Genomic DNA, 9,978 nt, shown 5'->3' with positions numbered 1-9,978 from the left:
GATCGGCTAGAAGGATTGGGCGTGACCGACGACGTAACGAACCAGCCGCCGCCGCTGACGGGCGGCAACGCCTGGCGAGGCGATCCGTTGCTGATCCAGCTTGCCGAGCGCTTTTCCGATCCGGTGCGCAAGGATCTCGATGGACTCGGCCGTTTCGTGCTGACGCAAGAAGCCCAGGAACTGGCGCGCCTTGCCAATGTCGAGACGCCGAAACTCAGGACGCATGATCGCCAGGGACGGCGCATCGACCTGGTCGAATTCCATCCCGCCTACCACGCCTTGATGCGCCGCTCGGTGGCCAACGGCCTGCACTCCTCGGTCTGGGAAAATGGCGACGCCGAGATCGGCCGCCGCCATCAGGTGCGCGCCGCCCGTTTCTATCTGACGGCGGAACTCGAGACCGGACACCTTTGCCCCATCACCATGACCAGCGCCTCGCTGGCGGCATTGATGGCCAGCCCAAAACTGTTTCGCGAATGGGCGCCGCGCGTGACGACGCGCAAATACGACCAGAGCCAAAAGCCGCCCGTCGAAAAGACCGGACTGACGCTCGGCATGGGCATGACCGAGAAACAGGGCGGCACCGATGTGCGTGCCAATGTGACCCGGGCGGAACGCGTCGGCAGCGGCTTCTACCGCCTGACGGGACATAAATGGTTCATGTCGGCGCCGATGTCGGACGCCTTCCTGGTGCTGGCACAGGCGCCGGAGGGACTGTCCTGCTTCCTGGTGCCGCGCGTGCTCGGCGACGGGTCTGGCAACGGCTTTCGCTTCCAGCGGCTGAAGGACAAGCTCGGCAATCGCTCGAACGCGTCTTCCGAGGTTGAGTTCGTCAACGCCATCGGGGAGATGGTCGGCGAACCCGGCGCCGGCGTCAAGACGATCATGGACATGGTGACGCTGACCCGGCTCGACTGCGCGGTGGCGTCTTCGGCGATCATGCGGGCGGGGCTGGCCGAAGCGATCCATCATGCCCGCCATCGCCAAGTGTTCGGTTCGACCTTGATCGAGCAGCCGTTGATGCAGCGCGTGCTGGCCGACATGGCGCTCGATGTCGCCGCGGCGACCGCCCTGTCGTTCCGGCTGGCGCGTTCCTTCGACGAGGCGGCGAGCGATCGCGGCGAGGCGGCGTTCGCCCGCGCCATGACGCCGGTCGTCAAATACTGGGTCTGCAAGATCGCGCCGCCGCTGCTTTACGAGGCGATGGAGTGCCTTGGCGGCAATGGCTATGTCGAGGAAGCTCCGCTCGCCCGTTATTACCGCGAAGCGCCTGTCAACGCGATCTGGGAAGGGTCGGGCAATGTCATGGCGCTCGACGTGCTGCGCGTGCTTGGCCGCGCGCCGGGGCTTTTCGAAGAAGTATTGACCGGCATCGATCGCGACCTCGGCGCCGGCGGGCGCGGCACGATCGGCGTTCTGAAGGCGGCCATGCAGGTCGCTTCGACCGACGAGGGCTCGGCCCGGCTGCTGACGGAACAGCTTGCGCTCTCTGCGGCGGCCGCCGAGTTGCGTCGGCTCGGGGCAGGGCGGATCGCCGATGCCTTCGTCGAGACGCGGCTCGCGGGCCAGTGGCGCAATACCTACGGCATGCTCGATTCGCGCCACGACGCGCGCATGATCATCGATACGCTCTATCCGCCGGTGAATTGACGGAGATGCCTTTCATGTTTGAGCGGCGTTGCCGGAATCCCCACTGACCTCGCCGTCGCCGTTAACCTTAACAAATGGTTTCCGTTGCGGCGGCGAACCGCAAAGCCCACTGTCAATCCTGTCGAAGCAGGAATCACGATGCGACACGTACTGACCTCCTTTCTGTCCGTGCACTGGGCGATCGTTTTTGCCCTGCTTGCGGTGATCTGTATCGATGGAAATCGAGGTGTGACGGCGGCTCTCGGCGTACTCGGCGTGACCGTCGAGAGCGCCCAGTTTGTCAATCTGGAGAACATCGTCGTGGTCGCTCCGCTGGCGATCGCGTTGCTGGTCGTGGCGGTGCTGTTCTTCTGGGCCTTTGTCGATACGCTGATCAACGACGCGTCCAGCCCCGGCGCCGACAGCGTCGTTCGCATCGCCTTTATTTCCGCTTCCGGGGTGATGTCGATGATCCTGATCGGCGGTGCGGCCCAAGGCATCAACGGCCTGTTCATGGTGGTCGCAGTGCAACTGGCCGCACTTCTGGTCTCCTATGTCGCGATGCTTGCCGAACGGCGTTCGGTAGCTGCGCTGGATGAGGAGGATTTCCACGCCACGGCGCACAGCATGGCGAAAGCCGCGGCGCATAATTCGCTGCTCTCCATGATATCGGGACGGACCGGCCCGAACGGGAAGGGAGGCCGCTGATGCGCTACATCTTCGCGTTGTGGGCCGCGCCGATGGCGCTGTTTTGGGGCTGGTTCTACCTGTCGCTCAACGACATGAATTTCGGCTATGTGATGCTCAGCCGGCAGCTGCACGATTTCGTGTTCCAGCTCTACGGTCAGATGCTCGGCATCGACCCCGCAACCATCCCGGGCATGGTGGCAAAAGCCTGCGTGTTCGATGGCTTGCTGCTCGTGGCGATATGGGTGTTTCGCAGGCGTCGCGAGATATTGGGCTGGGTCAGGCGTCGCTGGACGGGTCCGGTCCCGTTCGATCGGCTGCATCGAGTGACTGAAGCCGGTCCAAAACTCCCTGCAGAATAAAGGCGGCCGCCGCCGAATCGATCTTGCCGGCGCGTTTGGCGCGCGAGAAGTCCATCTCGATCAGCGTCCGTTCGGCCGCGACAGTCGACAGCCGCTCATCCCAGAACACGAAGGGCAGGTCGCTTAGCTGCGCCATGTTGCGCACGAAGGCGCGCGATTTCTGTGCGCGCGGACCTTCCGATCCATCCATGTTGATCGGCAATCCGATCGCCACCGCACCGACATTCTCTTTCGTCAGCAACGCCAGAAGGACGGCGGCGTCGAGCGAGAATTTCCTGCGCATGATGACCGGACGCGGATGAGCGAAGGAGAACCCCCGATCGGAAACCGCCACGCCGATCGTCTTGTCGCCGAGATCGAGCCCCGCCAAGGTCCTGCCGTTGGCGAGCCGTGCCGGCAATTGCTCAATCGTGATGACGGTCAACGGTTTTCCCTCTTTTTTTCGACAGCACGCGTCCTTTCGGATGCCCGGCGGACACTATACCCTTTGATCTCAAGGCTATCGGCGTTCTATCCTTTGGCTCGGGAAAAATCGAGGAAATGCATTCATGAAACTGACCTGGTATGGCCACTCGGCCTTCCGCATCGAAACCGGTGACGCGAAAATCCTCATCGATCCCTATCTGATCGGCAACCCGTCCTGGACGGGCGGGTGGGAAGGACCGGCCGAAGGGATCACGCATGTTCTTTTGACGCACGGGCACAGCGACCACATCAGCGGCGCGCTGGAAGTGCTCGGCAAGAGCGGCGCGCAACTGGTCGCCAATTTCGAGATCTGCATCTACCTTGTCGGCAGGGGCGTCAGCGACAAGAAGATCAATCCCGGCAACATTGGCGGCACGGTCGATTGCGGCGGTTTCACCTCCACTTTCGTTCAGGCGCTGCATTCGTCCTCCTTTGGCGAAGAGGGCGGCAAGAACGTCTATCTCGGCAATCCGGGTGGGCTGGTCCTGCATTTCCCGGAAGACCAGACGCTCTACCACATGGGCGACACCGACATCTTTTCCGACATGGCGCTGATCAATGAATTGCACGAGCCAAAGATTGGCATCGTTCCGATCGGCGATCGCTTCACCATGGGCGGTGCGGTGGCGGCCCTTGCCTGCCGCCGCTTCTTCAAATTCGAAACGGTCGTCCCTTGTCATTTCGGCACGTTTCCAATGATTGACCCGACGCCCGAGAAGTTTGAAGCCGGCCTGGAAGGATCTGGCGTCAAGCTTGCATTGCCGAAGATTGGTGAAATGATTACCATCTAGAAACAGCCAAAGCGGAACAAATCCATGGCATTAGGGCGATCTCTTTGCGTATCGATGTTTGTCGCGGCGTCGCCCGCGCTTGCCGCGGATGACTTCATCGAAGGTGTCTATCTCCAGTCGGAGGAGCTCTGTACTCAGGCCAAAAAGGATACGCTGCAGACGCTGATCGATGCCGGCAACATCGTTCTTTCGAAGAACGGCCTGCAAGGCGTCGAATACAATTGCGAATTCGTTCAGGTCAGCAAGGCGACACGCTCGCCGAGCTGGGCTGTGACGGCGATCTGCCAGGAGCCGGGCTATGTCTTTCCTGACGTCCTGTCGGTGACGCAGATGAACCCGACGCAGGTCGATCTCGTGTCGGCCCGGCCGATCGACGATGAAAGCGAGGCGAGCGGCAACAGCGGCAGCTACTATCTGTGCGAGGGCATTGCCCTGCCATGAGGTTGTTGCCCGATTGTCGGGCGGCACATGTTGCGCGTCGCGCGCCGCGCCGCTATAGCCCGGACTGGTTTTCCCCGAGGCAAATACATGTCCGTTGATGTCAAGACAGTGAAGCGCGTGGCGCATCTCGCCCGCATCGCGGTGAGCGAGGAAGATGCCGAGCGTATGACCGGCGAGTTGAATGCCATACTGGGCTTCGTCGAGCAGTTGAACGAGGTCGATGTTTCCGGCGTCGAGCCAATGACGTCGGTGACGCCGATGGAAATGAAGAAGCGCGGCGATGTCGTCACCGACGGCAACAAGGCGGCCGACATCGTCGCCAACGCGCCCGCGACCGACGAGAATTTCTTCCTCGTGCCGAAGGTCGTGGAGTAAGGCACCGATGGCTATCGAGATCGCCATCGAAACGCCGCTGCAGGACGACGTGCGCAGCCTGGTCGCGGAACTCAACGCGACCTTGCTCGAACTGACGCCGCCGGAGCACTGCTACCACCTGACGGTCGAGCAGATGGCAGGCAAGGACACGACGGTTTTCATCGCTCGCGACAACGGCGTCGCCATTGGTTGTGGTGCACTCAAGCGCCATGACGATGCCATTGGCGAGGTCAAGCGTATGTACACGAGGCCTTCGCATCGTGGCCGCAAGATCGGCGCTGGAATCGTCCAACGGGTCGAGGCGCTGGCGCGCGATGAAGGGTTGAAGCGGCTGGTGCTGGAGACCGGCGATCGCCATCCCGCCGCCTGGGCCGTCTATGAACGCGCCGGGTTCTCGCGCTGCGGCCCGGTGCTGGATTATCCCGATTCCGAGTGGTCGGTGTTTTACGAAAAGAGCCTTTGATGAGCGACCTGACCCATCTGACGATTTCGCAGGCCCGCGCCAAGCTGCGCGCCAAGGAAATCACCGCGACCGAGATCACCGAAGCCTATCTCTTGGCGATCGATCGCGCCAATCCGGCGCTCAATGCCTATGTGGCGGTGACGGGCGACAAGGCGCGCGACATGGCCAAGACGTCGGACGCCAGGCTGCTCAAGGGCGAGGGCGGTGCGCTGGAAGGCATTCCGCTCGGGATCAAGGACCTGTTCGGTACCGAAGGCGTCCACACCCAGGCCTGCAGCCACGTGCTCGACGGTTTCAAGCCGCGCTATGAATCAACGGTCACGTCCAACCTGTGGGCCGACGGCGCGGTCATGCTGGGCAAGCTCAACATGGACGAATTCGCCATGGGCTCGTCCAACGAGACCTCCTACTACGGCCCGGTCATCAACCCGTGGCGGCGTTCGCGCCTCGATACGGTGGTGATGCCGACGACGCATCAGGGTGATGGCGGCTTCGTCTCGGCAGGTGGCACGAAAACCCAGCGTAGCCTCGACAATGCGCAGTTGGTGCCGGGTGGTTCTTCCGGTGGTTCGGCGACCGCCGTGTCGGCTTTCCTGTGTGCAGGCGCAACCGCCACCGACACCGGCGGTTCGATCCGCCAGCCAGCCGCGTTCACCGGGACCGTCGGCATCAAGCCGACCTATGGCCGCTGCTCGCGCTGGGGCATCGTCGCCTTCGCCTCGTCGCTCGATCAGGCCGGACCGATCGCCCGCGACGTGCGCGACGCCGCCATTCTTCTGAAATCCATGGCGTCGGTCGATCCCAAGGACACCACGTCCGTCAACCGGCCGGTGCCGGACTACGAGGCGGCGATCGGCAAGCCGATCAAGGGCATGAAAGTCGGCATTCCCAAGGAATACCGTGTCGACGGCATGCCGGAAGAGATCGAGGCGTTGTGGCAGAAGGGCATTGCCTGGCTCAAGGACGCCGGCGCCGAAATCGTCGACATCTCCCTGCCGCACACCAAATACGCGCTGCCGGCCTATTACATCGTGGCGCCCGCGGAAGCTTCTTCCAACCTCGCCCGCTATGACGGCGTCCGCTACGGCTTGCGCGTGCCGGGCAAGGACATCGTCGAGATGTATGAGAAGACCCGCGCCGCCGGCTTCGGCCGCGAGGTCAAGCGCCGCATCATGATCGGCACCTATGTGCTGTCGGCCGGCTACTATGACGCCTACTACCTGCAGGCTCAGAAGGTGCGCAACCTGATCAAGCGCGACTTCGAAAATGTCTTCGCCGCCGGCGTCGATGTCATCCTGACACCTGCGACGCCGTCCGCTGCCTTCGGCATTGCCGACGAGGACATGGCCGCCGATCCGGTCAAGATGTACCTCAACGATATTTTCACGGTCACCGTGAACATGGCCGGCCTGCCCGGCATCGCAGTGCCCGCCGGCCTCGACCCCAAGGGGCTGCCGCTCGGCCTGCAATTGATCGGCAGGCCGTTCGAGGAAGAGACGCTGTTCCAGACCGCCGCCGTCATCGAGCAGGCGGCCGGCACATTCCAGCCGGAGAAGTGGTGGTAAGGGTATCGCTCGCCTGACGCATGGTCCTGAAAATCGCGATCGATTTTGGTCAGCCTTGCGGGCTGTAATGAGTGAGCGATGTTCTACTATCTTTCCAAGATATTCTGGTTCTTCATCCAGCCGCTCAACCTGACGATCTTCCTGCTTTTGGCAGGGCTGCTCGCCGGGATGGCCGGCCGGCGGCGACTTGCCGTCAGCGGCGGCGTGCTGGCGTTTCTGATCCTCGCGCTGTCGGCCTGGACGTCACTTGGAGCGATAATGCTCAATCCGCTGGAGGAACGCTTTCCCAGGCCGCCGCTGCCGGAGAAGGTAGACGGCATCGTCGTGCTCGGCGGCGGCTTCGAGGGCGCTATCAACCTTGTGCGCGGCGGCTATGAATTGAACAGCAGCGGCGATCGCATGGTCGAGACCGCGATCCTCGCCAGGCGTTTCCCGCAGGCAAAAGTGGTGGTCTCCGGTGGAAACGGTTCACTGTTCTTCGACGGCGAAGGTGATGCCGACACCGCGCCGCGCCTGCTCGAGGCGCTGGGTGTCCCGGCCGACCGGCTGCTCCTCGAATACAAATCCCGCAACACTTACGAGAACGCGGTCTTCAGCCGCGAACTGGTCAAGCCCAAACCTGGCGAGACATGGCTTTTGGTGACATCAGCCTTTCACATGCCGCGCGCCAAGGCCCTGTTCGACAAGGCAGGTTTTCCAACTGTCCAATGGCCGGTCGACTATCGCACCTCGGATCGGGAAGGCATCGGCTTGTTTCGCGACAATGCGGCCGATTCACTGCAGAACACGACCATCGCGGTTCGCGAATGGATCGGGCTTTTCGCCTATTGGCTTTCCGGCCGCATCGATCAGCCGTTTCCGACGCCCGGCGGCTGACCGATCACCGCGCGCCGCGCCGCGGAGAAGAACTGCCGCCGTACCAGGACGGCCAGCAGCAGAAGCGTCGACAGCACGAACACCAGGGGATCGACGAACCAGCCGAGATAGCCGATCGAGAAGAACACGCCGCGCAGGCCCGAGTTGAAATGCTTGCCGGCCAGCATGTTCATTTGCGTCGCACGCCACACGGCCGTTTGCGTGAGGGGATTGCGCGAGGCCTCGCCATGCGGGATCGGCACGGCGCCGATCAGGATCGAACAGTAGTTGAACAGCCTATAGGCCCAGCCGAATTTGAAGAAGGAAAAGGCCAGGATCAGCACCAGTCCCAGCACCTTGATCTGAAAGGCCGAGCGCGAGGGCGCGCCGCCCAAGGGCAAGGTGCTCAGCACCTCAAGCACCCGGTCCGACGCGCCAAGCAGGGCGAAGCAGCCGCCGAGCGCGATCAGCGAACTGGAGGCGAAGAAGGCGGTTCCCTGCTGCAGGCCGCTCATGATGGCGGTGTCGACGATGCGGATCTCGCGCTCGGCCATGGTGCGCATCCAGGCCTCGCGTTGCGCATTCATGGCGGTGGTCAGCGACACGCGGCCGACCAGGTGGCCGTCCGAGGCGAGCGTGTGCAGCACCCATGCGAGGAGGAAAAAGCCCAGCGCCGCGAGATCGGCCGTCGAAAGATAGGAATCGCCCATGGCGCCGAATCTACCATATTTGGCCCGGTTGCTTCGATGACCTTGCACGGCGCGTTGCACTCGATGTCGCTGCCGGAGCAAACAAGGTCGGCAGGTGCTGCGCCGCGATTGTCAAAAGAGCGGAAACATCCCGGGAATTCCTATATGTAATCCTCGACGTGACCCAGGAGACAGCGTGTTCCTTTCGGTTTTCGACCTGTTCAAGATCGGCATCGGCCCCTCGAGCTCGCACACGATGGGACCGATGACGGCTGCGCGCCGCTTCCTTGATGAGGTCGCGGGCGACGACTGGCCGCATCCCGCCGGCGCCAAGGTCGATCGCATCGGCGCCAGCCTGCATGGCTCGCTCGCCTATACCGGCATCGGCCATGGCAGCGACCGTGCCGTCATTCTCGGCCTTGCCGGCCAGACGCCGCAAACGGTCGATCCCGACCGAGCCGACGACATTGTCAGCCGCATCACCGCCGACAAGCTGGTTTCACCGCCCGGCCACCCTCCCTACCATTTCGATCCGACCACCGATCTGGTGCTGGACCGCAAGACGCCGCTCACCGGTCATGCCAACGGCATGGCGTTCTACGCTTACGACGCCGGCGGCCGGTTGCTGCTCAAGCGCATCTACTATTCGATCGGCGGCGGCTTCGTGGTTTCGGAAGAAGAGCTGCAACGGATGAAGTCGAAGGGCTCGGTCACAACCGAGGGCAAGAAAGTGCCGTATCCCTTCAAGAATGCTGTCGAGATGCTGAAGATGGCGGCCAGGAGCGGCCTTTCCATTGCCGAAATGAAGCGCGTCAACGAGGAGACGCAGATGTCGCGCGAGGCGCTCGACACCGGCCTCGACGCGATATGGGACGCCATGAAGGGCTGTATCGACCGCGGCCTGTCGCAGGACGGCATCATGCCCGGCGGCCTGAAGGTGCGCCGCCGCGCCAGGCAGCTCCATGACAAGCTGCAGGAGCAGTGGCAGCAGAACCGGCCGAACCCGCTGCTCGCCAATGACTGGCTGTCGATCTATGCGATGGCGGTCAACGAGGAGAATGCGGCCGGCGGGCGTGTCGTCACCGCGCCGACCAATGGTGCCGCCGGCACGCTGCCGGCGGTGCTGCGCTACTGGCTGCATTTCCATCCCGAGGCCGACCAGCCGAGCATTCGCGACTTCCTGCTGACGGCAGCGGCCGTCGGCGGCATCATCAAGTCCAATGCGTCGATATCGGGCGCCGAGGTAGGCTGCCAGGGCGAGGTCGGTTCCGCCTCGGCAATGGCTGCGGCCGGCCTGTGCGCGGTCATGGGCGGCACGCCCGAGCAGGTCGAGAATGCTGCCGAAATCGCGCTCGAACATCATCTCGGCATGACTTGCGACCCGGTCGGCGGGCTGGTCCAGGTGCCGTGCATCGAGCGCAACGCATTGGGCGCCGTCAAGGCGGTGACGGCCGCGTCACTGGCCATCAAAGGCGACGGCGTGCATTTCGTACCACTCGATGCGGCGATCGAGACGATGCGCCAGACCGGCCTCGACATGAACGAGAAGTACAAGGAAACCAGCCTTGGCGGCCTGGCGGTCAATGTCGTTGAGTGTTGAGGGCTGGCCCAAGCCGGCACTGTGGAGAAGTCCGTCAGGCCGTTGACGTCCCGGCG

12 protein-coding genes are annotated in these 9,978 nt (G+C 63.1%); 10 read left to right on the top strand and 2 right to left on the bottom strand.

The features are described from left to right. The first annotated feature begins 21 nt into the window (after nucleotides 1–21). The 3 genes from LB557_RS29365 (at nucleotide 22) to LB557_RS29355 (ending at nucleotide 2,678) form a co-directional block, all read left to right on the top strand. Nucleotides 22–1,650, top strand: coding sequence for a DNA alkylation response protein (locus tag LB557_RS29365; RefSeq protein WP_015317751.1), 1,629 nt, complete (start codon nucleotides 22–24; stop codon nucleotides 1,648–1,650). Between the two features lie 138 nt (nucleotides 1,651–1,788). Further along, a complete protein-coding gene (locus LB557_RS29360; RefSeq protein ID WP_015317752.1) occupies nucleotides 1,789–2,337 on the top strand; it encodes a hypothetical protein in 549 nt (182 codons plus the stop codon). Continuing rightward, nucleotides 2,337–2,678, top strand: coding sequence for a DUF6105 family protein (locus tag LB557_RS29355; protein WP_224643798.1), 342 nt, complete (start codon nucleotides 2,337–2,339; stop codon nucleotides 2,676–2,678). Before LB557_RS29360 ends, LB557_RS29355 begins: the two co-directional genes overlap by 1 nt. Here LB557_RS29355 and ruvX read toward each other — a convergent pair. Next, nucleotides 2,596–3,102: a Holliday junction resolvase RuvX gene (ruvX, locus tag LB557_RS29350; RefSeq protein WP_140790173.1), complete on the bottom strand. Its 507-nt coding sequence runs from the start codon at nucleotides 3,100–3,102 to the stop codon at nucleotides 2,596–2,598. The two genes, LB557_RS29355 and ruvX, sit on opposite strands and share 83 nt — an antisense overlap. 124 nt (nucleotides 3,103–3,226) lie before the next feature. Between ruvX and LB557_RS29345 the strand changes: the two genes are divergently transcribed. From LB557_RS29345 to LB557_RS29320, 6 genes are all read left to right on the top strand, one after another. Next, nucleotides 3,227–3,934 (top strand): metal-dependent hydrolase, encoded by a 708-nt coding sequence (locus LB557_RS29345; protein ID WP_224643796.1) that lies wholly within the window; start codon nucleotides 3,227–3,229, stop codon nucleotides 3,932–3,934. A 24-nt stretch (nucleotides 3,935–3,958) separates the two neighbouring features. Further along, a complete protein-coding gene (locus LB557_RS29340; protein ID WP_140616363.1) occupies nucleotides 3,959–4,375 on the top strand; it encodes a hypothetical protein in 417 nt (138 codons plus the stop codon). Between the two features lie 87 nt (nucleotides 4,376–4,462). Beyond that, nucleotides 4,463–4,750, top strand: coding sequence for an Asp-tRNA(Asn)/Glu-tRNA(Gln) amidotransferase subunit GatC (gatC, locus tag LB557_RS29335; RefSeq protein WP_015317757.1), 288 nt, complete (start codon nucleotides 4,463–4,465; stop codon nucleotides 4,748–4,750). A 7-nt stretch (nucleotides 4,751–4,757) separates the two neighbouring features. Beyond that, on the top strand, nucleotides 4,758–5,213 hold the full coding sequence (locus LB557_RS29330; protein WP_141906705.1) for a GNAT family N-acetyltransferase: 456 nt from the start codon (nucleotides 4,758–4,760) through the stop codon (nucleotides 5,211–5,213). Next, nucleotides 5,213–6,778 carry an amidase gene (locus tag LB557_RS29325; RefSeq protein ID WP_140616367.1) on the top strand — a complete coding sequence of 522 codons (1,566 nt, stop codon included), beginning with the start codon at nucleotides 5,213–5,215 and terminating at the stop codon, nucleotides 6,776–6,778. Before LB557_RS29330 ends, LB557_RS29325 begins: the two co-directional genes overlap by 1 nt. Before the next feature lie 78 nt (nucleotides 6,779–6,856). Then, nucleotides 6,857–7,654, top strand: coding sequence for a YdcF family protein (locus LB557_RS29320; RefSeq protein ID WP_224643795.1), 798 nt, complete (start codon nucleotides 6,857–6,859; stop codon nucleotides 7,652–7,654). Here LB557_RS29320 and LB557_RS29315 read toward each other — a convergent pair. Beyond that, nucleotides 7,627–8,343 (bottom strand): DUF599 domain-containing protein, encoded by a 717-nt coding sequence (locus LB557_RS29315; protein ID WP_140718058.1) that lies wholly within the window; start codon nucleotides 8,341–8,343, stop codon nucleotides 7,627–7,629. The genes LB557_RS29320 and LB557_RS29315 overlap by 28 nt on opposite strands. A 175-nt stretch (nucleotides 8,344–8,518) precedes the next feature. Here LB557_RS29315 and LB557_RS29310 point away from each other — a divergent pair, with 175 nt between their 5' ends. Beyond that, nucleotides 8,519–9,922, top strand: coding sequence for an L-serine ammonia-lyase (locus LB557_RS29310; protein WP_224643794.1), 1,404 nt, complete (start codon nucleotides 8,519–8,521; stop codon nucleotides 9,920–9,922). Nucleotides 9,923–9,978 lie beyond the last annotated feature (56 nt).

It is taken from the genome of Mesorhizobium sp. BR115XR7A (assembly GCF_020165315.1).
Lineage (GTDB): Bacteria > Pseudomonadota > Alphaproteobacteria > Rhizobiales > Rhizobiaceae > Mesorhizobium > Mesorhizobium australicum.
This window is presented reverse-complemented; position numbering and strand designations above follow the sequence as displayed.

What these genes read in the sequence shown, in the direction of transcription:
- LB557_RS29360 (WP_015317752.1), top strand. Translation starts at nt 1,789, where the DNA reads ATGCGACACGTACTGACCTCCTTTCTGTCCGTGCACTGGGCGATCGTT.
- LB557_RS29355 (WP_224643798.1), top strand. Translation starts at nt 2,337, where the DNA reads ATGCGCTACATCTTCGCGTTGTGGGCCGCGCCGATGGCGCTGTTTTGG.
- LB557_RS29345 (WP_224643796.1), top strand. Translation starts at nt 3,227, where the DNA reads ATGAAACTGACCTGGTATGGCCACTCGGCCTTCCGCATCGAAACCGGT.
- LB557_RS29340 (WP_140616363.1), top strand. Translation starts at nt 3,959, where the DNA reads ATGGCATTAGGGCGATCTCTTTGCGTATCGATGTTTGTCGCGGCGTCG.
- gatC (WP_015317757.1), top strand. Translation starts at nt 4,463, where the DNA reads ATGTCCGTTGATGTCAAGACAGTGAAGCGCGTGGCGCATCTCGCCCGC.
- LB557_RS29330 (WP_141906705.1), top strand. Translation starts at nt 4,758, where the DNA reads ATGGCTATCGAGATCGCCATCGAAACGCCGCTGCAGGACGACGTGCGC.
- LB557_RS29325 (WP_140616367.1), top strand. Translation starts at nt 5,213, where the DNA reads ATGAGCGACCTGACCCATCTGACGATTTCGCAGGCCCGCGCCAAGCTG.
- LB557_RS29320 (WP_224643795.1), top strand. Translation starts at nt 6,857, where the DNA reads ATGTTCTACTATCTTTCCAAGATATTCTGGTTCTTCATCCAGCCGCTC.
- LB557_RS29315 (WP_140718058.1), bottom strand. Translation starts at nt 8,343, where the DNA reads ATGGGCGATTCCTATCTTTCGACGGCCGATCTCGCGGCGCTGGGCTTT.